Below are 23,967 nucleotides of genomic sequence, written 5' to 3'. Positions count from 1 at the left end.
TTGCCGCTTATGTTACCCACGAGTAACATGATGCTGGCAGCTGTTTGTGTTCCACATCTCAAAGAGGAGTTCCTTGGTGAGCGCTACGAATCCCGCCCGGCAGTTGAGGGAGGTCGTCTTCGTCGACGGCGTCCGAACGCCCTTCGGCAAGGCAGGCGGGAAGGGCATCTATGCAGAAACCCGCGCCGATGATCTGGTGGTCAAATGCATCAGGGAACTGCTGCGCCGCAATCCCTCCCTGCCTCCCGCCCGGATTGACGACGTGGCGATCGCCGCCACAACCCAGACCGGGGACCAGGGCCTGACCATTGGACGGACAGCGGCGCTGCTCGCGGGCCTTCCCAAGAGCGTCCCGGGCTTCGCCATCGACCGGATGTGCGCCGGGGCCATGACCGCCGTGACCACTACGGCCAGCGGCATCGCCTTCGGAGCTTACGACGTCGTTATTGCCGGCGGTGTCGAACACATGGGCAACCACCCGATGGGCCAGGGCGCCGATCCCAACCCACGGTTCCTGTCCGAACGGCTAGTGGATCCAGCCGCGTTGAACATGGGGAACACTGCGGAAAACCTGCACGACCGCTTCCCCGCGATCACCAAGGAGCGGGCCGACAGGTATGCGGCGGCCAGCCAGCGGAAGCTGGCGGACGCCTATGCGAGCAACCGGATCCAGCCGGACCTGGTGCCAGTGGCTGCCAAAAAGCCGGGACAGGGCTGGGACCTGCACACCGCGGACCAGCCGCCGCGGCCCGAAACAACCGTCGAGGAGCTGGCCGGACTGCGCACGCCGTTCCGTGCCCATGGCCGGGTGACCGCCGGCAACGCGGCGGGGTTGAACGACGGCGCCACGGCGGCGCTGCTGGCATCGGCCGATACGGCCGCCGAACTTGGGCTGCCGGCCAGGATGCGGCTGGCCTCCTTCGCCTTCGCCGGCGTCGAGCCCGAAGTGATGGGCATTGGTCCGGTTCCCGCCACCGAAAAGGCGCTCAAGCAAGCGGGGCTGGATATTGGCGACATCGGCCTGTTCGAAATCAACGAAGCCTTCGCCGTCCAAGTGCTCTCCTTCCTGGACCACTTCGGCATTGCCGAGGACGATGACCGCGTCAACCGATACGGCGGCGCCATCGCCGTCGGCCACCCGCTGGCATCCTCCGGCGTGCGGCTCATGACGCAGTTGGCCCGGCAGTTCGAAGAAGATCCTGGCGTGCGCTACGGACTGACCACCATGTGTATCGGCCTGGGCGAGGGCGCCGCGGTCATCTGGGAGAACCCGCACCACCAGGACTACAGCTTGCGCAGCAGCACAACAGCCGCCGTTTCCGGCGATGCAGGAAAGGACCTCGCATGAGCGCCGCCGATTTCCACGCCCTGGCCCGCCGCTTTTCGGACGAAACGCTCACCCACTCCTACGTCCGCGATGTGCACCTGCCCGTCGGAGCCACCCTGGCCCTGCTCACACTGGACAATGACCTTGACCATTCAAAACCCACCACCCTCGGCCCCAACAGCCTGGTCGAACTCGGCCTCGCGCTGGAAGAACTGCGCGAACGCGCCGGCCGAGGTGAGATCGACGCCGTAGCGGTCACCGGTAAACCGTATTATCTGGTGGCCGGCGCGGATCTGTCCGCCGTCGGCTCGCTGCAGGACGCCGGATCCGGCCGCCGGATGGCGCAGCTGGGACATGAGGTCTACGACGTCCTGAACGGAATGGACATCCCCACTTTTGCGTTCATCAACGGTGCGGCCATGGGCGGCGGTCTTGAAATTGCCCTCGCGGCACACTACCGGACAGTGTCCACCGGCGCCAACGGGATCAGCCTGCCGGAAGCGTTCCTGGGCCTGGTGCCGGGCTGGGGCGGCGTGTACAGGTTGCCGCGGCTGATCGGCCCGCAGAATGCAGTGAAGGTCATGATCGAAAATGCGCTGAGCAACAACAAGATGCTCAACGGCACGGCCGCATACGAACTGGGCATCGCGGACGTCCTGTTCGAACCCGCAGATTTCCTCGAGCAGTCGCTGGCCTGGGCCGGGAAGATCATTTCCGGCGATGCCCGGGCCCTCCAAGCGGTGAAGGAACGTCGAGCCGACAAAGCCAATTTCGACGACGCCGACTGGGACGCCGCGGTTGCCGAGGCCCGCCTCTTTGTGGAGGCCAAGACGTCCAACGCATCCCCCGCGCCCGGGAAGCTGCTGGATCTGCTGGAACAAGGCAGGGACTGGACCCAGCAGGAATCGGCCGCCGCCGAAGTGGAAACCCTGACCGACCTGATGCAGACTACGCATTTCCGCAACACCGTCTACGCTTTCCTCGAGCTTATCCAGCGGCGGTCAAAACGACCGGCTGGCGCCCCGGACAAAAAGCTCGCCCGGCCGGTAACCAAGGTCGGCGTCGTGGGTGCCGGGCTCATGGCAAGCCAGCTGGCACTGCTCTTCGCCCGCCAGCTCAAGGTGCCGGTGGTGCTGACGGACATTGACCAGGCCAGGGTGGACAAAGGTGTGGCGTATGTCCACGCCGAGGTAGACAAGCTGCACGCCAGGAAGCGCCTGTCCGCCGACGCGGCCAACCGTACCAAAGCCTTGGTCACGGGTTCGGCCACCAAGGACGCCTTCGCCGACGCGGATTTTGTTATTGAAGCAGTGTTCGAAGAACTCACGGTGAAAAAGCAGGTGTTCGCGGAAGTAGAAGCAGTCGTCTCCGCGGACTGCATTCTGGCGACCAATACCTCGTCCCTGTCCGTGACGGAGATGGCCGCAAACCTGAAGCATCCGGAGCGGCTGGTCGGGTTCCATTTCTTCAATCCCGTGGCGCTCATGCCGCTGCTGGAAATTGTCCGCGCGCCAAAGACTGAGGAAGCGGTCCTGGCAACCGCTTTCGCGCTGGCCAAAGAGCTGAAGAAGACTGCGGTCCTGGTCCAGGATGCCGCCGCGTTCGTGGTCAACCGTGTGCTGCTGCGGCTCATGGGCGAAGTCAGCCGGGCTTTCGACGCAGGAACGGACGCCAGGACCGCCGACGAGGCGCTGCGGCCGATGGGTCTGCCTATGACCCCGTTCACGCTCCTGGCCATGGTCGGCCTTCCGGTGGCCCAGCACGTGCAGGAATCCCTGCACGTAGCTTTTGGAGAGCGTTTCCATGTCTCGGCCAACCAACAGCGTCTGATCGATGCCGGCAAAGCGTCCATTTGGGAGACAACCGAGGATGGCAGCAGGCACATTCCGGTGGAGACCCTGGAGCTGATGCAGTTCGGCAATAATCCGGTCACCAGCGAGGAACTGCTACGCGCCACCCAGGACGCCCTGGCCGAAGAGATCGGCCTCATGCTCGAAGAAGGCGTGGTGGCCGGCCCCGAGGACGTCGACTTGTGCATGATCACCGGTGCCGGCTGGCCGATGCATTTGGGCGGCATCACACCCTACCTCGATCAGGTGGGAGCAGCTGAGCGGGTCAACAGAAGGAAGTTCCATCCGGAGCGCTGATGCCCTCCATGGTGGCAGCTTCTTGCTCAAGCGCGTGCTGCCGCCCCAGCTGCACTACCCGGTGGCAATGCGCGCGTGCGAACTCCTTGTCGTGCGTGGACAGCAGGACGGCTCCCCCGCCGGCCGTCGCCGCCGCCAGGATCCCGCCCAGCAGTTTCCGGCCGTGCCCGTCCAGGGAAACCGTCGGCTCGTCCAGCACCAGCAGGGCGGGCCGGCGGGCCAGCACCGTCGCTAAGGCGACCAGCCGCCGCCGGGACACCGACAGCTCGTACGGGTGCTCGTCCTCAAGTCCGGCCAGGCCGCAGGCTTCCAGCGCCTGCCGGACGGCTTCCGGATTCGGCCGCGAACCCGGTGGGCCAAAAGCGGCTTCATGATAGACGGACCGCTCGAACAGCTGGTCCGCCGGGTTCTGGAACAGCAACCCAGCTGTCTTCGCGAGCTGCCCCACCGATGCTTCCGCCGTGTCCCGGCCAGCCACCAAAACAGTTCCCTTATCAGGGACCATCAGCCCCAAGGCCATCTTCAGCAGCGTCGTCTTGCCGGTACCGTTCGGCCCGGTCAGGGCAACGCACTCCCCCGGATGCACCGCAAAGCTGACGCCGTCCAGCAACCCTCCCTTGTGCCCCCGCTCTGCTCCGCCGGGAACATCCCGACGGCGGCGGAACAGCTTTGCCCGCCGCTGGCTGCACTCCGGATCGGGGTAGCTGAATTCGACGTTCCGGTAGCGCAGGACGGCGCTGCCTGTGCTTCCCTGCTCCGCCGGCCTGCCTCCCGTCGGAACTACCACGGACGTGACCGTCGTCGAAACACCGGGAACCACCGCGCCGGCCGCTTCCGCACGCTCCCGGACCGCAGACATGCCTTCGGCCACGCTCTGGCCGTCCTCCAGCAGCAGTGCCTGTCCGCCATCAGAAAACTGCGTGTCCAGGACAGAGGTCAGGATAACGACGGCGGTGCCAGCGTCCCGCAGCGACCTCACCGCGGCTGTCACCCGGTCCGCGGCAGGCTCATCCAACCCGGCAAGCGGTTCATCCAACACCAGTAGGCCGGCATCGGTAACGGCCGCTGCGGCAATGGCCACCAGCCGCTCCTGCCCGCCGGACAGCCGGGCGGGATCACGCTGCAACAACGGGCTTAGGTCGAACTGCCCCGCAATGGACTGGATCCGTGCCGCCATCTCAGCTCTGGGCACACCCGCATTCTCCAGGCCGAAGGCCAACTCCTCCTCCACAGTGGAACGCACCATGGACAGGTAGGAGCGGGCGTTCTGGGGTACGTGCGCTACATGCCGTACCCACTGCCGCAGGTCCACGACGTCAGGCTGCGCGCCGCCGTCGTACTTGAGGGTTTGGCCTGCGAGGCGGATGGACCCGGTCAGCTGCCCGCCGGTGCGGCCGGGCAGATACCCTGCCATGATCCCGGCCAGTGTGCTCTTGCCGCTGCCGGAACCACCGGCGACCAGGGTCAGGGAGGCGGGTGCCACCGACAGCCGCACTCCGGAGAGCGCAGGTATCTCGTGGCCCGGATACCGGTAGTCCAGGATCTCCAGCTCCATCAGCGGCCTCCCTGGCTAGCCAGGAACACCGCCGCTGCCGCGGCCAGGCACAGCACCAGGAGCCCGAAGGGTTTCTCCCACGTCCTGGCCGGGACCGGGTGAAGCTGCGTCCGGCCGGAGCCGCCGGCAAAACCCCTCAACTGCAGTTGCACGGAGCGCTCGGTGGCATCCTGAATGCTGGACAGCACCAGGGGAACCGCGAGCAGCCGTTTCCTGCGCAGCCAGCCGGCCGGGCCGCTGCCCTCGCCGGCCCCTCGCACGGCTTGCGCCTGGGCGATGGCCCGGGCTCTTTCGGCCGTGGCCGGGACCAGCGCCAGCGTCGCTGCAACAATGTAGCCCAGCTGCGCAGGGACGCGGGCCGCGTCGATCGCGCGGACCAGTTCGACGCGGTCAACGCTCAGCGAATACAACAGGAACACCGAGACGAAGGCCGCCGTCCGCAGACCCAGGCTGCCCGCCGTCGTCAGTCCTTCGAGCGTCAGCCGGAGGGGGCCGCCGGCGAAGAGCACCTCGCTGCCGGCGGGATCGAACAACGCGTGGACCATCAGCTGCGAAAGCCAAAGTGGAGCCAGCACCGCCCCTGCCGTGAGCATCAGCCGGGCGGCCGTCCCCGCGAGGGCAGCCAGGCAGACGGCCATGCTGGTGACGGTCAGGCTCAGCCACCAACGGTCCGCACCCAACGTAAGCAGCGCGGCTGCGGCGGCCAGGGCGAGCCCGGTGAAAGGATGAAGCCGGATCATGCGTTGCGCTATTCGCCGGGCCGGGACGCCTGACGCTGCACCTGCGGGAACTGCAGGCGGATCCGTCGTGGGAGGGCCGCCACCAGCAGCGCCGCCACGAGGAAGGCCAGTGCCTTGTCGGCCGGATCGGAAATCAATGCCTGTTTGGTGATGGAAGCCAGGAGTCCGTCCCCCATGGCGCGGAACATGGCCACCAGGGCGCCGGTCGCGGCGCCGGAGGTGCCGCCGTAGACGAAGGCGGCCACGGGTGCGGACAGCACCGCGGCGACGACCCCGGTCAGGAAACCTGCCACCGGCGCCCAGTAGACGCGCCGCAGGACACCGAGCCGGCCAGCGGTCCCCGCGAGGAAGCCGATGGCCGCGGCGCCAGCGGCAAAGGGCAGCACCGTGGGGTTGAAGAGGGACCAGACGAGCGACCCCAGCACACCGGTGGCGGCGCCGGCTGAACGGCCGGCCAGCAGACCCACCAGGACGGTGCCGATGGAATCCAGGTAGAGCGGCACCAGCGTGCTGCCCACAAACTGGCCCAGGACAATGTTTAGGGCAAGACCTACCGGGATGATGGCCACCGCCGAGGGCGGCAGCTGCGGCAGGACGCCGACCAGCAGCAGGATGGCACCGGCAAGATAGCCGGCGAAGGCGGTGACGGCGGGCCAGCTGGACAGGCCGGCGGCCGCTTCCACCGGCTGGAGCAGGACCAGCATCAGGTAGGTGGCGGCAATAACAGCCGCGCCGAGCAGCGGCAGGATTCGGGAGCGCAGGGAGGTGCTGCCGGCGTTCGAGGGCAGCGTCAGGGACGTGGACATAGAGATTCCTCAGTGCTGGAAAAAACTGATGGGATTGGGCCTATGTCACCTCGACCCGGTCACCCAGTCTAGCGAATCCAGCGGGCAACTACCCGACGGCAGGATCCAGCCGCCGGGCCAGCGCTCCGATGGAGCCGAGCACCTCCCGGAAAGTAGCCTCCGGATCGTTCCACGAAACAATCCGGGCGTTGGGCTTCCTGCCCCACAGTCCGCGGTAGTCCGCGACAGTGGTCCCGGCGAGCAGACCGGATCCCGTTTCTACGTGTACCGTGGCCGGTCGTGTGCGGTAGTCGACCGTACCGGCCGCAATGGCGGCGGCAAAGACATCGTGCACGTGCGCCAGGTAGCCCTGGTCATAGTGGCGGTGGAACTCGAAGTAGAACCGCAGGGCATCGGAGAGGCAGCGCAGCAAGGGATTGGCGGCCGTGCTGCGCTGGCCTTCCGGATCCGATGGCAGCACCAGTTCGACCTCGGCGCTGCCGGCTAGCCGTCCCAGTTCCGCCACGTGTTCAGGGCGCAGCTCGATGCGTTCGGTCATCTCCAGCGCGCATACAATCGGCAGGCGGTCTTCAGGTTCGCCCTCGAACGCCGCAAAGACCTCGGCGGCGGCGTGCGGGTCCACGTGGGTGTTCCACTCCGCCGTCGGCGTGGTGTTGCCCTGGTAGTAGTAGCTTCCGCCCATGATGACCACACGTTTGAGCAGCTTTGGCAGCCGGGGCTCTTTCCGCAGTGCCAGCGCGAAGTTTGTCAGCGGGGCGGTCAGCAGGGCGGTCAGCTCGCCCGGGTGTTGCCGCGCTGCCTCCACCCAGAGGTCAACGGCTTGGTGCGGCGAAACGCGGCCCTCCGGTGCCGGCAGTTCGGCGTATCCGATGCCTTGCGGCCCATGCGTTTCCGGCGTCGTCGTCAAGGGAATCTCCAACGGCGCTGTCGCTCCGACGGCGACCTCCACACCGGTCCGTCCGCACAGTTCCAGCAGAGCCAGATTGTTCCGGGCCACCTGCTCAACCGCGACGTTGCCCGGCGTGCAGGTGAGCACCTCGATGTCAACATGGGACAGGCTGAGCAGATAGACCAGGGCCAGGGCGTCGTCGATGCCGGTGTCGTTGTCCACCAGCAGCCGGATGGCTGCTCCCGATTCCGTCATGGCGGGCTAGAAGAGAGCGACTTTGGGCGCGGCCGGGAAGATCCCGTCCAGTTCAGCCAGGTCATCATCCGTGGGCTGCCAGGAAGCGGCTTCGGCGTTTTGCCGGACTTGTTCAGGCTTAGTGGCACCGGCTATGACCGATGCGACGGCCGGCTGTGCCGCCAGCCAGGAGAAGGCCACCTGGATTTCCGACAGGCCGCGATCGGCGGCGAAGCGCGAAAACGCGCCGAGCTGTTCCCAATCCGCGTCCTTGAGTAGGTTGGTGCGCGAGTGGGTCAGGCGGCTGCCTTCCGGTGCCTTGCCGTCCTTGTATTTGCCGGTCAGCAGCCCGTTGGCCAGCGGGAAGTACGGCAGGACGCCGAGCCCGTAAGCCTGCGCCGCGGGGATGACTTCCAGTTCGGCGCGGCGGTCCAGCAGGTTGTAATGGTTCTGCGCGGAGATAAACCGGGTGTAACCGCGCATCCGGGCAGTGAACTCGGCCTCCGCAATCTGCCAGCCGGCGCGATTGGAATGCCCGATGTAGCGGACCTTGCCGCTGCTGACCAGGTCATCCAGCGCGGCGAGGGTCTCCTCGATCGGCGTCAACGGGTCAGGCGTGTGGAACTGGTAGAGATCGATCCACTCGGTGCCCAGCCTGCGCAGCGACGCCTCGGCGGCTTTGACGATGTACCGCCGCGAGCCGCGGGCGTTGAAATCGTTCCTGTTGGCTCCGTGCGTGTCCATGCCGAACTTCGTGGCGACAATGACGTCCTCGCGGTTCCGTCCCAGCGCTTTGCCTAGGAATTCCTCGCTTAGACCGGCGGTCTTCCCATAGGTGTCTGCGACGTCGAAAAGCGTGATACCGGCGTCGATCGCTGCATTGACGACGGCGGTGGATCCGTCCTGCGTCTCGGTGGGGGTTCCGCTGCGGCCCAGATTGTTGCAGCCGAGTCCTACTGCCGAGACGGTCAGTCCTGAAGCGCCCAGTCGACGGTATTCCATCACTACATCCTTTTCGCTTGGCTTGTGTGGCCCGTCTCGAATCCTACCCGGGAAGGCCTTGCGGCCGCGGTGGACCGGTGATTTCCGGCACGTCACGTAGGCGTCAGCGGCGCGGTCGCTTCTGTCTTTGGGGGTTACTGCACATACCATCGAAGTCATGGCTAAAGTTTTGACTTCCCTTCCCGTCGGCGAACGTGTCGGCATCGCTTTTTCAGGCGGACTCGATACCTCCGTTGCCGTTGCCTGGATGCGCGATGGCGGCGCGGTTCCCTGCACCTACACTGCCGATCTCGGCCAGTACGACGAACCGGACATTGACGCAGTCCCCGGACGCGCCACCGAATACGGTGCCGAACTCTCCCGGCTGATCGATTGCAAGCCCGCCCTGGTGGAGGAAGGCCTGGCCGCGCTGGCGTGCGGCGCTTTCCACATCCGCAGCGCCGGCCGCGCCTACTTCAACACCACGCCGCTCGGCCGTGCCGTCACCGGCACCTTGCTGGTACGTGCCATGCGCGAGGACGGCGTGGACATCTGGGGCGACGGCTCCACCTACAAGGGCAACGATATCGAGCGCTTCTACCGCTACGGCCTGCTGGCCCACCCGCGGTTGCGCATCTACAAGCCGTGGCTGGACCCGCGGTTCGTCTCGGAACTGGGCGGGCGCCAGGAAATGTCCGAGTGGCTGACCGCGCACAACTTCCCTTACCGCGACTCGGCCGAAAAGGCCTACAGCACGGACGCGAACATTTGGGGCGCTACCCATGAGGCCAAGACCCTGGAGCACCTGGACACCAGCCTTGAAGCGGTACAGCCGATCATGGGCGTGGCATTCTGGCGCGACGACGTGGAGATTGCCACCGAGGACGTCACCATCCGGTTCGAGGCAGGCCGTCCGGTCGCCATCAACGGCACCGAATACACCGACGCCGTGGCCCTGGTCAACGAAGCCAACGCAATCGGCGGCCGCCACGGCCTGGGCATGTCCGACCAGATCGAGAACCGCATCATCGAGGCCAAGTCCCGCGGCATCTACGAAGCACCGGCCATGGCGCTGCTGCACATCGCCTACGAGCGGCTGCTCAACGCCATCCACAACGAGGACACGGTGGCAAGCTACCACGCGCAGGGCCGCCGGCTGGGCCGCCTGATGTATGAAGGCCGCTGGCTGGACCCGCAGGCGCTGATGCTGCGCGAGTCGCTGCAGAAGTGGGTCGGCTCGGCGGTCACCGGCGAGGTTACCCTCCGCCTGCGCCGCGGCGAGGATTACACCATCCTCGACACCAGCGGCCCGTCGCTGAGCTACCACCCGGACAAGCTCTCGATGGAGCGCGTAGGCGACGCCGCCTTCGGTCCGCTGGACCGGATCGGCCAGCTGACCATGCGTAATCTGGACATTGCCGATTCCCGCTCCCGGCTCGAGCAGTACGCCGCCCAGGGCCTGGTGGGCGGCCCGACCGCCGAACTGGTTGGCGCCCTGGAGGCCGGCGGCGCCGACGAGATCGCCGATACCGCCGCGCTCGACGAAGCCGGCCGTGCCGCCGACGAGGCGCTGGACCGCGCAGCGTTCGACGCCGGTACCGACTGACACGTCCGCCCCGCCCCTGCGGGTGGCCCGGAGGCCCGGCGCACCGTCTCTACGACGGAGCGCCGGGCTTTTGGCTTTGCCGCACTGGCCTACCGTGGAAGAGTTGAGCCGTGGCTTTCACACGTACTGAACTGCTCCGCTACCAAAATACCGAGGTTCCGGACCTTCTGGGTCCGGGGCTGCGACTGCTTTTCGTCGGCATCAATCCGGGCCTGTGGTCGGCCGCGACGGGAACACACTTCGCCCGACCCGGAAACCGTTTCTATCCGGCCCTGGCGGCCGCCGGCATCACGGACCGCATCATCCGCGCCGGAGAAGGAATGACGGAGGACGACCGCAGCCACCTCATATCCCGTGCTGTCGGCATCACCAACGTTGTGTCCCGGGCTTCCGCCCGGGCGGACGAGCTGGATCGGGAGGAACTGCAAGAGGGAGCGCTTCGGCTCGCTGACAAAGTCGCCATGCTCGGTCCACGTGTAGTGGCGATGGCAGGGATTACTGCCTACCGTGTCGGCTTCGGACGTCCCAAGGCACAACTCGGACGCCAACCGGAGACAATCGGCGGGGCCGAACTGTGGGCGGTGCCGAACCCCAGCGGGCTGAACGCCCACCAGACCGTGGCCACGCTCGCCGCCGCCTACCGCGAGCCGGCGCTGGCTGCCGGCCTGGTACCGGCCGGGAACGTGGACCGGTGAGGCGCCAGGGCGGGCTCATTCCAGGCTGAAGGGTGCTTTGGCCGGCAGTGGATGCTTTTGCCTGACGGCACGGGGATCGCCATAAGGCGCCACTCCGATGCTGAGCTTCGTGAAGTCCAGCTTCGCTTCGCGCAGGCACGTTTTCAGACCGGCGACCGCTTTGGCCGGGTCCGGTCCCAGCGTGAAAATGTTCAGTTTTCCCGGTGCGAACTCGGACCGGTCCACCACCCCCAGCCCACGCCAGGCGAAGAATTCAGTGATGGTCCGCCTGGCTTTGTCTTCAAGGTACTGGTCCCGTTCGGTGCCGGTGCTGGTCTTGAGCGCATACTGCGCGATCACCCAGAACTGGTCCTCCCTGGCAATCTCCGCAAAGCCGTCCTCCGCGCACTGGACTGCGAACGCCTCCAGCAGGGCCGCGGCGGCATCCTCGGCGACGTCGTTCGTTTCCCGGGTGGTGCTCTGGTGCCCAACGGTGCCGTGATTGACCACGAACTGACCGTAGTCTTCGTCGTACCAGGCCTCGCGGAACTGCAGGACTCCCTTGTCGTCGTGCTTGTACAGCCGGAGAAAACTCATGGGCGGGCCTTTCTAAACCAGTCGTCGGCAGTGCCGTCAAAGGGCGGTATGCGGTCTCTAACCGCCGAATAGATTCTGTTGCATTCCGCCTGGGTCGCGGAGATGGCCCAGTCGGGGTAATTCATGACGACCCGGTGTTCCGCGAACTCGTCTTCGTCGTCGATCCAGGTCCCGCGCTCGTCGAAGGTACGGATGACGTCCAGATCCATGTCGATCAGCGTGACCTCATACCCACTGCCGGCAGCGAGTTGCTGCCACCGGATGTCCGCGACGATATCGACGTAGACCTCCACGTTTTTCGGGTGCAGCTCGTCGAAGAATGTCACCACATGGTGCCCGTCGTGCGGAACCATCACCAACGCGTCGGAGGCAGCGTAAAAGGCAACGGCAGGTTTTGCCACGAAGGAGCCGGTAGGCTGGGAGATCCAGTGCCCGAAGCGGTCCGCGCCGAGATAGTCGCCCGGCACCACCCAGTGGGGTTCGCCGTTCCACTTCCTATTCCGCATCACGACCAACTCGCCTGGTTCGATACGGTCCGGGCCTCGGGACGCGGCGGCAGCGCCCGGCGCAGCGGGGTCCGGCGCGCTCACTGGATCTTGGGAATCTGGCCCGTTGGCATTTCCTGGCCGGGCAACGGCCGCGCGAAAGGCACTTTGGTTCCGAGTACCTGGGCGACGACATCGTGGGTAACCTGGCGCGCGGTCAGACCGACGCGTTCCATCACCTGGGACCGGGTTCCGTGGGACAGGAACTCCACCGGCAGGCCTACCTCGTTCAGCGCGGTGTCCACGCCCTCGGCCCGCATTTCCTGCCGGATCCGGGACCCAACCCCGCCGGCACGGACGCCGTCTTCGATCACAATCACGATGCGGTGCTGCGCTGCCATCGCAATGATGGACCGGGCCACGGGCAGCACCCAGCGCGGATCCACCACGGTAGAGCTGATGCCTTGGGCGCCGAGCCGGTTTGAGACTTCCAGTGCGAGTTCGCTCATGGCGCCGATGCTGACGATGAGCACATCGTTTTCGGTGGAGCCGGACGGGCGGCGGGCGAGGACGTCGACGCCGTCCTTGAGCCGCTCGATGGCTTCGACCTCCGAGCCGACCGAGCCTTTGGAAAAGCGGATGACGGTGGGCGCGTCATCGACGGCGACCGCCTCCCGCAGCTCTTCCTTCAACCGCGAGGCATCGCGCGGCGCCGCCAGATGCAGCCCGGGCACGATCTGCAGCATGGCCATGTCCCACATACCGTGATGGCTCGGGCCGTCCGGGCCGGTCACGCCGGCCCGGTCGAGGACTACAGTGACGCCGGCCTTGTGCAGGGCAACGTCCATCAGCAGCTGGTCGAACGCCCGGTTCAGGAAGGTTGCATAGAGCGCAACCACCGGATGCAGCCCGCCGTAGGCCATGCCCGCGGCACTCGTGAGTGCGTGCTGTTCGGCGATGCCGACGTCGATCACCCGGTCCGGATGGTTCGCGGCAAACTTGTGCAGGCCCACCGGGATCAGCATGGCGCCGGTTATGCCGACGATGTCCTCGCGCTCATCGGCGATATCGGCGATTTCGTTGGCGAAGACGGAGGTCCAGGACTGCACTCCCCCGGCGTCAACCGGCTCGCCGGTCTCCGGATCGATAACGCCGACGGCGTGGAACTGGTCGGCTTCATGGGCCCGTGCCGGGGCGTAGCCGCGGCCCTTCTCGGTCATCGCGTGGACAATGACCGGGCCGCCGTACTTGCGGGCCTGCGTCAGCGCCTCTTCGACCGCAGCCATGTCATGGCCGTCGATCGGTCCGATGTACTTCATGCCGAGGTCCTCGAAAAGTCCTTGCGGCGCCCACCAGTCCTTGATGCCCTTCTTCGCGGCGTGCAGGCTCTTGTAAGCCAGCTGGGAGAACACGCCGCCGTTCTCCAACCGGTCCTTCCACCAGTCCATGGTGCCTTCGTAGGCCTTGTGCGTGCGGACCTTGTCGATGGTGGAACGCAGTGCGGCCAGCTGGTCTGCCAGCCCGCCGATCGTGGGCGCGTAGGAGCGGCCATTATCATTGACGACGATCACTACGCGGCGGTCCTTGTCAGCCGCGATATTGTTCACGGCCTCCCAAGCCATGCCGCCGGTCAGGGCGCCGTCGCCGACCATGGCGACGACGTATCGCTCACCTTCGCCGTTCAGCTTCCGGGCGCGGGAGATCCCGTCTGCCCAGGACAACGACGACGACGCGTGGGACGACTCAACGATGTCATGCACGGATTCGGAACGCTCCGGGTAGCCGGACAGGCCGCCCTCCTGGCGCAGCGTAGAGAAGTCCTGCCGGCCGGTGACCAGCTTGTGCACGTAGGACTGGTGGCCGGTATCGAAGACGATGCTGTCCCGCGGCGAATCGAACACCCGGTGGATTCCCAGGGTCAGTTCGACAACCCCCAGGTTGGGCCCGAGATGCCCGCCGGTCTGAGCCACGTTCGTGATAAGGAACTGGCGGATTTCCCCAGCGAGGCTTTCCAGCTGCCTCGTGCTGAGTTTGCTGAGGTCCTGCGGATTACGGATTGTCTCCAGTAGACCCATGGAAGCCTCCCTTACTGATGAATAGCATTGCCCGCCAGGCGCCTCTGCTTCGGGCCGCGGTCGACACTTAACCATAACGCGCAGAAGGCCCCCGGCCCGCCCTGGGGGCGGAGTCCGGGAGCCCTCCGTTCAAGCTGTTCGTACCTGAACCGTTACGCTGCGGTCAGCTGGCGCAGTACATACTGCAGGATTCCGCCGTTACGGTAGTAGTCCGCCTCGCCCGGTGTGTCGATGCGCACAACGGCATCAAAGCTGATGCTCTTGCCGTCCTCGTCCGTGGCGGTAACCTTCACCGTCTTCGGCGTGGAACCGTTGTTGAGTTCGGTCACACCTTCGAAGGCAAAGGTCTCCGTACCGGAGAGTCCCAGCGACGCAGCATTCTCGCCCGCGGCGTACTGCAGCGGCAGCACGCCCATGCCAATGAGGTTGGAGCGGTGGATGCGCTCGAAGCTCTCGGCGATGACGGCCTTCACGCCCAGCAGCGCAGTGCCCTTGGCGGCCCAGTCGCGGGACGAACCCGAACCGTATTCCTTGCCGGCCAGCACCACCAGCGGGGTGCCGGCGACCTGGTAGTTCATCGCGGCGTCGTAGATGTAGGCCTGCGGGCCACCGGTCTGCGTGAAGTCGCGGGTGAAGCCGCCTTCGACGCCGTCCAGCAGCAGGTTACGCAGCCGGATGTTGGCGAACGTACCGCGGATCATGACTTCGTGGTTGCCGCGACGCGAGCCGTAGGAGTTGAAGTCCTTGCGCTCCACGCCGTGCTCGAGCAGGTAGCGTCCCGCCGGGCTGTCCGACTTGAAGGAACCGGCCGGAGAGATGTGGTCCGTGGTGACCGAATCGCCGAGCTTGGCCAGGACACGCGCGCCGGTGATGTCCTGCACCGGTGCGGGAGTGGCCTGCATGCCCTCGAAGTACGGTGGTTTCCGCACGTAGGTGGAGTCCTGGTCCCAGGCAAAGGTGTCGCCTGCGGGGGTGTCCAGCGCCTTCCAGCGTTCGTCGCCCTCGAAGACACCCGCGTAGCCCTTGGTGAACATCTCCTCGTCGATGGAGGTGTCCATGATGGACTGCACTTCGGTCGGGCTCGGCCAGATGTCCTTCAGGAAGACATCGTTGCCGGCCTCGTCCTGGCCCAGCGGGTCATTCTCGAAGTCGAAGTCCATGGATCCGGCCAGGGCGTAGGCGATGACCAGCGGCGGTGAGGCCAGGTAGTTCATCTTCACGTCCGGGTTGATCCGGCCTTCGAAGTTGCGGTTACCGGACAGGACCGCCGTGACGGACAGGTCGTGGCTCTGGATGGCGTCGGAGATCTCGGTTTCCAGCGGGCCGGAGTTGCCGATGCAGGTTGCACAGCCGTAGCCCACCGTGAAGAAGCCCAGCTTCTCCAGGTACGGCACCAGCCCGGACTTCTCGTAGTAGTCGGTGACAACCTTCGAACCCGGAGCCACGGAGGTCTTCACCCACGGCTTGGAGGTCAGACCCTTTTCGACGGCGTTGCGGGCCAGCACGGCCGCGGCCAGCATGACCGAGGGGTTGGACGTGTTGGTGCAGGAGGTAATGGACGCGATGGTCACCGCTCCGTGGTCCAGCACGAACTCACGGCCGTCTTCCATCTTGACGCTGACCGGCTTGGTCGGTCGCCCGTTCGAATTGGCGGCCGCGGAGTGGCGCACGGTGGAGGTCATGGCGGGCGAATCCGAGGCGGGGAAGGACTCCTCAAGTGCCTCGTCCAGCGCGTCCTCATTGGCTGCCGCCACGTAGTTGTGCAGGTCCTTGCGGAACTGTTCCTTCGACGCGGAGAGCTCAATGCGATCCTGCGGGCGCTTCGGTCCGGCGATGGACGGCACCACGGTGGACAGATCGAGTTCCAGGTATTCCGAGAACTTCAGTTCGCGGGACGGGTCGTGCCACAGTCCCTGTTCCCTGGCGTAGGCCTCAACCAAGGCAACGTTCTCGTCGGAACGTCCGGTCAGGCGCAGGTAATCCAGCGTGACGTCGTCGATCGGGAACATGGCGGCAGTCGAGCCGAATTCCGGGCTCATGTTGCCGATGGTGGCGCGGTTGGCCAGCGGAACTGCGGCGACGCCTTCGCCGTAAAATTCGACGAACTTGCCCACAACACCATGCTTGCGCAGCATTTCGGTGATGGTCAGGACGACGTCGGTAGCCGTTGCGCCCGCGGGGATGGAGCCGCTGAGCTTGAAGCCGACCACCCTCGGGATCAGCATCGAGACGGGCTGGCCGAGCATGGCTGCCTCTGCTTCAATGCCGCCAACGCCCCAGCCCAGTACGCCCAGGCCGTTGACCATGGTGGTGTGGGAGTCGGTGCCGACGCAGGTGTCGGGGTAAGCGCGCAGCTTGCCGTCGACGTCGCGGGTCATGACCGTGCGCGCCAGGTATTCGATATTGACCTGGTGGACAATGCCGGTTCCCGGGGGGACAACCTTGAAGTCGTCGAACGCCGTCTGGCCCCAGCGCAGGAACTGGTAACGCTCGCCGTTGCGCTGGTACTCGATCTCCATATTGCGCTCAAGGGCGCCGGCGTTGCCGAAGGCGTCGATCTGCACGGAGTGGTCAATGACCATCTCGGCCGGGGCCAGCGGGTTGACACGGGAGGCATCGCCGCCGAGTTCCTTAACTGCTTCGCGCATGGTCGCCAGGTCAACAACACAGGGAACACCGGTGAAGTCCTGCATGATGACGCGGGCAGGGGTGAACTGGATTTCCGTATCCGGCTGCGCGTTCGGGTCCCAGTTGGCCAGTGCACGGACGTGGTCCGCGGTGATGTTTGCGCCGTCCTCGGTCCGGAGCAGATTCTCCAACAGGACCTTGAGGCTGAACGGAAGGCTCTCGGCGCCTTCGACGGAATTCAGCCGGAAAATTTCATACTCGGACCCGGCAACGTCTAGTACGCCTTTGGATCCGAAGCTGTCCACATTACTCATAACAGGACTCCTCTCGCCACACTTTATCTTTGTCCGGGCAGCAGTCCCCCGCTAGTTAGGCTTCCCTAATTCACGCTCACAGCTGATCGTGGCAGACGCTGATGAAATCAGCAGTCTGTTTTCGCCGGAATTGGCTTTCACGGTTCCGGCCGCATCGGCAGCAGTGCCGTGCGCGGCCCCGGACATCCTTTCCCCATCCTAGCCCTCCGCCCGGAATGCGACGCAGTGATGACAGGCACTTCCTATGCGGCTCAGGCCCGCGGCGGCACCAGCTCCGCGAAGGACTCCATATGGTGCGTGTTCGGATACAGATCAAACACCCTCAGGGTTTGGAGCTCCCAGCCAAGGGCCTGGAAGTAGCCCAGATCGCGGGCAAAGGAGGCCGGATCGCAGGAAACGTAGCCCACCACGCGGGGCCGCTGGTCGTGCAGCAGGTGCACCACGGTCCTGCCCGCGCCGGCACGCGGCGGATCGAGGACGACGGCGTCCAGTCCGTTCTGTGACCGCAGCGCCTTCTCCACCTTGCCCTGGACGATGGTCACCTGAGGTGCGTCGTGCAGGTTCTTGCGGGCGTCCCGGCTGGTGCCCGGTGACCCTTCGACCGAGAGCACCGTGCCGGTGACGCCTACCGCTTCCGCCAGCGGGGCCGTAAACAGCCCGGCGCCGGCATAGAGGTCCGCCACCCGCTCCCCCGGCTGCGGCCGCACGCCTGCCATCACTGCTTCGGTCAGCACCTGGGGCGCCGAGCGGTGGATCTGCCAGAAGCCGTCCCCGGTCACCCGGTACTGGTGGTTCCCGCAGGTTTCGGCCACCCAGGTCCTGCCCTTCAGCCGGGTGAGTTTGCGTTCCTCTGGCTTCCAGACTGCAACCGATGCGGCCGGATCGACGGCGGCGGCCACGGCGGCCATTCGCCGCGGCGACGCATTGGGCTCCGGCACCAGCAGCACCAGCGGCGCGGAGCCGTTCGCCGGCGCCGCCACCTCGACGCGGGACACCTGGTTCAGGTCCGCTTCCCACAACCGCAAATCGTTGATGGCAGCCACTGCCAGCGGCATCTCCGTTACCGGAACGAGCTCATCTGAGCGGTGCGCGTGCATGGCCAGATGCCCGCTCTTGTCCACGGCAAAAGCCGCCCGGGTCCGCCAACCCAGCCCGCCGTCGTCGTTCTCATCCGCAGCTTCCACAATGACCTGCCGTTCGATGCGGGCCAGCCGCTGCAGCTGCTCTTCGAACACCGCCGCTTTGAGCCGCCGCTGCTCGGCGAGCTCGATGTGGCCGAACTCGGCGCCGCCCACTGCCGGACGGTGGCGCTTGGCTGCCAGCAAGGCGTCCGCGCGGTCCCAGGGATGCGCCACGCGGTGGCCCGAAGCCTCGAGCACCTCGACCGTGTCGGCGCGCCAGAAACCGGAGTCCGCGCCGCCGTCGGTAATCCGCACGCGCACGAGTTCACCGGGCAGCGCGTGCCGGACGAAGACCACGCGGCCCTCGTGCCGGGCAACAAAGTGCCCGCCATGCGCCGGGGCGCCGATCCTCAGTTCGAGTTCAACGGGGTCAGTGGGGTCAGCGGCCTGCGCCATTAGGGAAACTCCTGGTATTTGCGGACGGCATCCGAGGAAGCCAGCTGCCAGGGGACGCTGGCAACCATGACTCCGGGTTCGAAATGCAGTCGGGTTTTGATCCGAAGGGCGGTCTGGTTGTGCACGAGCTGCTCCCACCACCGGCCCACGACGTACTCCGGAATGTACACGACCACCAGATCGCGGGGTGAATCACGCCGGATGTTCTTGATGTACTCGATGATCGGGACAGTGGTGTCGCGATACGGGGACGCCAGCACGGTGATCGGCACAGGAATCTTGTAACGTTCCCAGTCTGCCAGCGTCGCTTTCGTCTCTTCTTCGTCGATATCCACGATGACCGCGTCGAGTTTCGACGGGCGGGAGGCGCGGGCAAAGGCCAGCGCACGCAGCACCGGCTTGCGCACGTGCGAGACCAGGATCACCGCGTGGACCCGGGATGGCAGCGCGGTGGCGGGTTGGTTCTCGTCCACGGCCAGTTCCTGCGCCACCTGCTCGTAGTGCCGGTGGATGCTGTACATGATCAGCGCCAGCATGAGGATGCCGGCCACTGCGATCCACGCACCGAACACAAACTTGCTCACGAGCACCACCACCAGCACCGTGGCGGTCATGATGAACCCGATGAGGTTGATGACGCGCGAGCGGGCCATCCGCCGTCGTATTGGTTTGTGCGGCGTGGACCGGATCAGCCGGGAAAAGTGCTTGATCATGCCGAGCTGGCTGAAGGTGAAGGAGACGAACACGCCCACCACGTACAGCTGGATGAGTTTGGTGACGTCGGCGTCGAAAATCAGGATCAGCACCAGGGCGGCGCCGGCCAGCGCCATGACCCCGTTGCTGTAGCTCAGCCGGTCGCCGCGGGTGCGCAACTGCCGGGGCAGGAAACCGTCCGTGGCCAGGATGGAGGCCAGCGACGGGAAGGCGTTGAAGGCGGAGTGGCTGGCCAGGACCAGGATCAGCCCGGTGGCCGCCAGAACCAGGTAGAAGAGCACGTTGCCGCGGTCGAAGACGGTCGCCGCGAGCTGGCTGATAACGGGCGTCTGCAGGTAGTCCGCCGGCAGCGGACCGCCGTTGAGCCGCAGCTGCTCGGCGGGGACCTGGACCACATGGACCCGGGTGGCGCGGGCCAGATACAGCACCGCCATCGTCATCACGGTAGCCGCAACACCGAGGACCAGCAGCGCCGTCGCGGCGTTCCGGGCCCGCGGCGGCTGGAACGCCTGGACGTTGCCCGCCGGAGTTTCCACACCGGTCAGCGCAGCCGCCCCCGTGGAGAACGCGCGCAGCACCAGCAGCGCCCCGGCCAGGCCGGTCAGCCCGGCCTGGAACTCCGCGTCCGGCACAATGTCCAGCCCCGCGCTCGGCGCCAGCTGGAGTTGACCGGTCATGTCTTGGATGAAGCCCACCAGGCACATCAGCAGGATCAGCCCCACGAAGGCGTACGTCGGAATGGCCACCGCCCTACCCCCGCGCCGCAGCCCGCGCAGATGCAGCAAAGCAAGAATTACGACGCCGGCAACGGCCGCCGTCGTTTGCCATCCCCTGAGCGCGGGGAACGCCGCGATGACATAGTGCGCGGCGGAGGACATGGACACCGCCACGGTGAGCACGTAGTCGAACATGAGCGCTGAACCGACGGTGATGCCGGCGTTCTTGCCAAGGTTCTCGCTGGCGATCTGGTAGTCGCCGCCGGAGGGGTACGCGTGCACGCTTTGGCGGTAGGAAGCGACGATGACCAGCAGCACCACCATGACCGCCAGGCCGACCAGCGGCGACAGCGCGACGGCGGCCACTCCCGCCAGCGCCAGGGTCAGCAGGATCTCATCCGGAGAATACGCCACGGAGGAGAGCGCGTTGGCCGAAAACACCGGCAGCGCCAGCCGTTGCGGCAGCGGCTGGGCTTTGGCGCGTTCGGTCCGGAAAGGCCTGCCCACCAGGATGCGCTTGAGCGCGTTAAGGGAGGTCAGCATGTTCCGCCGTTCCACGCACGCACAGATACGGACACAGTCATCACGCATGAAAGCTTACTGCCGCGGGCGGCACCGCGCTGTTGCGGCTCTCTTGCCGATAAGCTTGCTGCTGGACAACATGCTTCAAGGGAAGGGAATCCGGTGGCGCATTTCGTGATCATGGGGTGCGGACGCGTTGGCGTGACACTGGCGCATACGCTGGACGAATCGGGGCACAGCGTGGCGGTGATCGACCAGGATGACAGCGCCTTCCGCCGGCTGCGCAGCGACTTTTCCGGGCGCAAGATCACCGGCGTCGGTTTCGACCGCGACACGCTGCGGCACGCGGACATCGAGAATGCCTATGCCTTCGCCGCGGTCTCCAGTGGCGACAACTCGAACATCCTGGCCACCCGGGTAGCGCGCGAGACCTTCCATGTTCCCCACGTTGTCGCCCGTATCTACGATCCTGGGCGGGCCGAAATTTACCAGCGGCTGGGCATTCCCACCGTGGCCGCGGTCCGCTGGAGTGCGGACCAGGTGCTGCGGCGGATCCTGCCCGAGCAGAGCATCAAGGGCGACTTCCGGGAAGCTTCCGGGCGACTGATTCTCGGTGAAGTATCCCTGCACGACGGCTGGGTCGGGCACGGCTTCGCGGAGATCGAGGCCGCTTCGGGTGCCCGGGTGGCGTATCTGACGCGGTTCGGCGAGGGGATGCTGCCCGGTCCGGAAACCCGCTACCAACAGGGCGATATTGTTCACGCCATGATGAACGTGGCCGCCACTCATGAGATCTCCGGCGTCCTGTCCAAGCCGCCGGTTAAGGAGTCCGAATGAAGGTTGTTATCGCCGGGGCAGGCAGCGTCGGCTCCTCCATCGCGCGGGAGCTCCTCTCCAACAACCACGACATCCTGCTTATCGACCAGAAGCCGGAAGCGATCGGCCGCAGCGGCCTCAAGGGTGCCCGCTGGCTGATCGGGGACGCGTGCGAAATCACCACACTGCGCGACGCCAACCTGGACGAAGCCGATGTGGTGGTTTCCGCCACGGGGGACGACAAGGTGAACCTGGTGGTCTCGCTGCTGGCCAAGAGCGAATTCGGTGTCGCCAGGACCGTGGGTCGGGTGAACAACCCTAAAAACGACTGGATGTTTGACGACTCGTGGGGCGTGGACGTAGCCGTCAACACGCCGCGCCTGATGACTGCACTGGTGGAAGAGGCGGTGGAAATCGGCGATCTGGTCCGCCTGCTGACGCTGCAGACGGGGGTGGCCTCCATGGTCGAATTCACCGTGCCCCACGATTCGCCCCTGGTCGGCAGGACGCTGGGCTCCATCGATTGGCCGCAGGACGCCACGGTCGTGGCCATTCTGCGCGACGATGCGCCCATTACACCCAGCATGGACGACGTTATCGAGGACAGCGACGAGCTGTTCTTCGTGACGACCATCGCCGCCGAAGACCAGCTGCGGTCAGTGCTGACTGCCCGGAGCAGCAGTGCCGCCGACGACGGCGCCGCCGACCGGGCGTGAGACCATCCACGCCAGCCACAGGCCGAGCGCGTACAGCGGCACGCCCATGACCAGCCGCGCGGTACCCAGCGCCACCAAGGCATCCGGGCCCACGAAGTACAGCGGCACCTGGACGGCCAGGCGCAGAGCCAGCACGGCGATGACAATCCAGGTCGCCAGCACGTAGGCCCGCAAGCGGCCCGGTTCTTTGCGCCAGTCCGTCCCTTCGCCCCGGATGAAGCCGAACAGCAGTCCGGCCAGCGGCCATTTGACCGCAATCGAAATGACCATGCCCACGATATAGGCGGCGTTGGTGAAGAAGCCCGGGATGTAGAACGTCTCGGCCCGGCCGGTCGTGTTGGCGACAAAGGCACAGATAGCAACGCCGATCAGTCCGGAAAACGCCTGGACCACGGTGCCGCGCTGGATCAGCCGCAGGATGGTGAACACCGCCGCGATGCCCAGCGCCCCGATCAGGGCCGGTGCCAGATCTCGGACAACGGTGAAGACTACGAGGAAAACCAGGCCGGGCAGAATGCTTTCGGTCAGACCACGGACGCCGCCCACGGATTTGAGCACGTCGATCTGGCCGTCTTCACGGCGCTCCACTCCCGCCCGTGCCGCGTAGGCACCGGCGAGCTCGCTGACGGATTTCTCCTGCTCATCGCGAGGTTCGGGTTTTTCAGTCATGGCTCAATTCTCCAACAGGCTTTGGATTTCATAGCGCGGGTTGTACATCGTCGGCAGTCCGTCGACTTCGAACACGGTTCCCTCGAAACCCAGCCGGATGCCGGCGTCGATCCCCGGTACCCGCCGCTGGCCCAGCCAGATCAAACGGATCCTCGCCGGCCGCTGCTGCGCGCCGGGCTCGCTGGCCCGGACTCCGGGCCCCGCCGAGGTCAGCACCGCCGAGAAACTTGGCGCCTGGCCCACGGGCAGAATCGTGATGGACTCCACGTATCCCACGGAGCGCACACGCCCACGCTTCGGCAGTCCTTCCAACGGAATAACGACGGCGGACCCGGCATCGGGACGCCGGTCCTTAGCCAATGTGGGTGATCTCGGGTCCGCGCTCCGGTGCAGTCAAGCCAGGAGCAGGCTGACCGTCCTGCGTGCGCAGGCTCGCGTCCTTGGGCAACCGCAGCGTCAGCAGATCCCGTGGCGGCAACGGCTGGTCGCCCCGGACTACAACGGTCTGGCGGAAGAGTTCTTCCAGCTCCGCTGCCTTGTCCCGGTCCAATGCAGCCGCACCGCCAATAACTCCGCGCAGGAACCAACGCGGACCGTCGACGCCGATGAAGCGCGCTACCCGGAAGCCACGCTTCCCGTCCGGTGTCTGGGCCGGCAGCTTGGCCACAACTTCTGTCCCCAGCGGCCCGCTTACCTCCTCGACGGTCCCACCCTGGGAACCAATGGACGAGGCCAGCTGTTCGCGGATTTCCTCCCACAGGCCTTCGGACTTAGGCGCGGCGAAGGCCTGCAGCTGCAAACTGGAACCGGACAAATCCAGCGTTACGGCAATGACCCGCTGGGTTTTTTCCTCTACTTCCAGCCGTAGCTGGAGTCCATCACGGGGCTGGATTTTCAGCGCGCCGAGATCGAGGTATCCCTCATCGGTCTCTTTTTCGGCGCTATCGAAGGGACCGCTGTTGCGCAGTTCCGCATCGGTCTTGGCAGCCTTCGGCAAAGTCTGCGCGGCTTCTGCCTGTTCCGGGTCCACTGCGGGATCGGAAGCTTCCCCCGGAGTCTGCTCTTCGTTGCTCTCCGCTGCGGTCTCCGGCAGATCGCTCGTCTCGTTCTTGTTCTTGCGGCGCCCAAAGATCATCGTCGGGTCCTTTCTGAAGCCGCTGGCTGGCCAGCGGCAGTTGT

General features: G+C 65.9%; 20 protein-coding genes. 6 read left to right on the top strand and 14 right to left on the bottom strand.

The features are described 5' to 3' along the window. The first annotated feature begins 76 nt into the window (after positions 1–76). The gene (locus tag J5251_RS13905) at positions 77–1,348 is read left to right on the top strand and encodes a thiolase family protein (protein ID WP_240792895.1); all 1,272 of its coding nucleotides are present in this window, start codon (positions 77–79) and stop codon (positions 1,346–1,348) included. Then, positions 1,345–3,474, top strand: coding sequence for a 3-hydroxyacyl-CoA dehydrogenase NAD-binding domain-containing protein (locus tag J5251_RS13900; RefSeq protein ID WP_139003696.1), 2,130 nt, complete (start codon positions 1,345–1,347; stop codon positions 3,472–3,474). Before J5251_RS13905 ends, J5251_RS13900 begins: the two co-directional genes overlap by 4 nt. On the opposite strand, the gene J5251_RS13895 is transcribed toward J5251_RS13900, so the two are convergent. From J5251_RS13895 to J5251_RS13875, 5 genes are all read right to left on the bottom strand, one after another. Further along, the gene (locus tag J5251_RS13895; protein ID WP_139003697.1) at positions 3,443–5,029 is read right to left on the bottom strand and encodes an ABC transporter ATP-binding protein; all 1,587 of its coding nucleotides are present in this window, start codon (positions 5,027–5,029) and stop codon (positions 3,443–3,445) included. The genes J5251_RS13900 and J5251_RS13895 overlap by 32 nt on opposite strands. Next, on the bottom strand, positions 5,029–5,769 hold the full coding sequence (locus J5251_RS13890) for an energy-coupling factor transporter transmembrane component T family protein (RefSeq protein WP_139003698.1): 741 nt from the start codon (positions 5,767–5,769) through the stop codon (positions 5,029–5,031). The genes J5251_RS13895 and J5251_RS13890 overlap by 1 nt, the downstream gene beginning before the upstream one ends. An 8-nt stretch (positions 5,770–5,777) precedes the next feature. After that, positions 5,778–6,575, bottom strand: coding sequence for an ECF transporter S component (locus J5251_RS13885; RefSeq protein ID WP_139003699.1), 798 nt, complete (start codon positions 6,573–6,575; stop codon positions 5,778–5,780). An 88-nt stretch (positions 6,576–6,663) separates the two neighbouring features. Then, entirely contained in the window at positions 6,664–7,719 is a 1,056-nt protein-coding gene (locus J5251_RS13880) for a nucleoside hydrolase (protein ID WP_139003700.1), read from the bottom strand. Between the two features lie 6 nt (positions 7,720–7,725). Beyond that, positions 7,726–8,703 carry an aldo/keto reductase gene (locus tag J5251_RS13875; RefSeq protein ID WP_139003701.1) on the bottom strand — a complete coding sequence of 326 codons (978 nt, stop codon included), beginning with the start codon at positions 8,701–8,703 and terminating at the stop codon, positions 7,726–7,728. A 154-nt stretch (positions 8,704–8,857) separates the two neighbouring features. Here J5251_RS13875 and argG point away from each other — a divergent pair, with 154 nt between their 5' ends. Next, entirely contained in the window at positions 8,858–10,285 is a 1,428-nt protein-coding gene (argG, locus tag J5251_RS13870; protein WP_139003702.1) for an argininosuccinate synthase, read from the top strand. A gap of 110 nt (positions 10,286–10,395) precedes the next feature. Next, complete coding sequence (locus J5251_RS13865; RefSeq protein ID WP_139003703.1) at positions 10,396–10,980, top strand: mismatch-specific DNA-glycosylase; 585 nt, start codon at positions 10,396–10,398, stop codon at positions 10,978–10,980. Positions 10,981–10,995: 15 nt separating this feature from the next. On the opposite strand, the gene J5251_RS13860 is transcribed toward J5251_RS13865, so the two are convergent. The 6 genes from J5251_RS13860 to J5251_RS13835 form a co-directional block, all read right to left on the bottom strand. Continuing rightward, positions 10,996–11,556 carry a hypothetical protein gene (locus J5251_RS13860; RefSeq protein ID WP_139003704.1) on the bottom strand — a complete coding sequence of 187 codons (561 nt, stop codon included), beginning with the start codon at positions 11,554–11,556 and terminating at the stop codon, positions 10,996–10,998. Next, positions 11,553–12,146, bottom strand: a complete 594-nt coding sequence (locus tag J5251_RS13855) for a DUF402 domain-containing protein (protein ID WP_240792896.1) — start codon at positions 12,144–12,146, stop codon at positions 11,553–11,555. Before J5251_RS13855 ends, J5251_RS13860 begins: the two co-directional genes overlap by 4 nt. Then, positions 12,143–14,116, bottom strand: coding sequence for a 1-deoxy-D-xylulose-5-phosphate synthase (dxs, locus tag J5251_RS13850; RefSeq protein WP_139003705.1), 1,974 nt, complete (start codon positions 14,114–14,116; stop codon positions 12,143–12,145). The genes J5251_RS13855 and dxs overlap by 4 nt, the downstream gene beginning before the upstream one ends. 152 nt (positions 14,117–14,268) lie before the next feature. Beyond that, positions 14,269–17,058, bottom strand: a complete 2,790-nt coding sequence (acnA, locus tag J5251_RS13845; protein WP_139003706.1) for an aconitate hydratase AcnA — start codon at positions 17,056–17,058, stop codon at positions 14,269–14,271. A 251-nt stretch (positions 17,059–17,309) separates the two neighbouring features. After that, positions 17,310–18,635: a class I SAM-dependent RNA methyltransferase gene (locus tag J5251_RS13840; protein ID WP_208574266.1), complete on the bottom strand. Its 1,326-nt coding sequence runs from the start codon at positions 18,633–18,635 to the stop codon at positions 17,310–17,312. Continuing rightward, on the bottom strand, positions 18,635–20,608 hold the full coding sequence (locus J5251_RS13835) for an APC family permease (protein ID WP_139003708.1): 1,974 nt from the start codon (positions 20,606–20,608) through the stop codon (positions 18,635–18,637). Before J5251_RS13835 ends, J5251_RS13840 begins: the two co-directional genes overlap by 1 nt. 141 nt (positions 20,609–20,749) lie before the next feature. Between J5251_RS13835 and J5251_RS13830 the strand changes: the two genes are divergently transcribed. Next, positions 20,750–21,424, top strand: coding sequence for a potassium channel family protein (locus tag J5251_RS13830; protein WP_139003709.1), 675 nt, complete (start codon positions 20,750–20,752; stop codon positions 21,422–21,424). Beyond that, positions 21,421–22,119 (top strand): potassium channel family protein, encoded by a 699-nt coding sequence (locus J5251_RS13825; RefSeq protein WP_139003710.1) that lies wholly within the window; start codon positions 21,421–21,423, stop codon positions 22,117–22,119. The genes J5251_RS13830 and J5251_RS13825 overlap by 4 nt, the downstream gene beginning before the upstream one ends. Here J5251_RS13825 and J5251_RS13820 read toward each other — a convergent pair. The 3 genes from J5251_RS13820 to J5251_RS13810 are packed head-to-tail and all read right to left on the bottom strand — an operon-like array spanning position 22,060 to position 23,923. Continuing rightward, positions 22,060–22,788, bottom strand: coding sequence for a DUF3159 domain-containing protein (locus J5251_RS13820; protein WP_139003711.1), 729 nt, complete (start codon positions 22,786–22,788; stop codon positions 22,060–22,062). The two genes, J5251_RS13825 and J5251_RS13820, sit on opposite strands and share 60 nt — an antisense overlap. 3 nt (positions 22,789–22,791) lie before the next feature. Continuing rightward, the gene (locus J5251_RS13815) at positions 22,792–23,148 is read right to left on the bottom strand and encodes a hypothetical protein (protein ID WP_139003712.1); all 357 of its coding nucleotides are present in this window, start codon (positions 23,146–23,148) and stop codon (positions 22,792–22,794) included. Continuing rightward, on the bottom strand, positions 23,141–23,923 hold the full coding sequence (locus tag J5251_RS13810) for a DUF3710 domain-containing protein (RefSeq protein ID WP_139003713.1): 783 nt from the start codon (positions 23,921–23,923) through the stop codon (positions 23,141–23,143). Before J5251_RS13810 ends, J5251_RS13815 begins: the two co-directional genes overlap by 8 nt. Positions 23,924–23,967: the final 44 nt, after the last annotated feature.

Origin of the sequence: Arthrobacter crystallopoietes (genome assembly GCF_017603825.1) — a bacterium.
Lineage (GTDB): Bacteria > Actinomycetota > Actinomycetes > Actinomycetales > Micrococcaceae > Crystallibacter > Crystallibacter crystallopoietes_B.
The sequence above is the reverse complement of the archived record's forward strand: the minus strand, read 5'-3'. Positions and strand labels throughout refer to the sequence as shown.